1 pseudogene is annotated in these 261 nt (G+C 70.5%); it reads left to right on the top strand.

The window, feature by feature from the left end:
- Positions 1–50 precede the first annotated feature (50 nt).
- Positions 51–261 (top strand): annotated as a pseudogene (locus SB751_RS32025) (signal recognition particle-docking protein FtsY); the annotation flags it as partial.

The raw sequence follows: 261 nt of genomic DNA, 5'->3' as shown, positions 1-261 counted from the left end.
CCTGCCGCGCGCCAGCCCGCGGCGCCCCGCCCTCTTCCCGACGTCAGACCATGTTCAGCTTCTTCAAACGATTCAAGAAAACGCAGGAGTCCGACTCCACGGAATCGCAATCGGCCGACGCGCTGCAACCGGACGAGCCGTCCGACGCGCCCGCCGCCGATGCCCGTCAGCCGATCGAAGCCCCGCCAGCCCCCGCGCAACCTGCCGCGCCGGCCGTCGTGATGACGGTCACGCCGACCAACGACGGCAGCGACGACGTCG

Source organism: Cupriavidus sp. SIMBA_020, assembly GCF_046535395.1.
Classification (GTDB): Bacteria; Pseudomonadota; Gammaproteobacteria; order Burkholderiales; family Burkholderiaceae; genus Cupriavidus; species Cupriavidus campinensis.
Note: the sequence above shows the minus strand (reverse complement) of the source record. Positions and strands in the feature narration are given on the sequence as shown.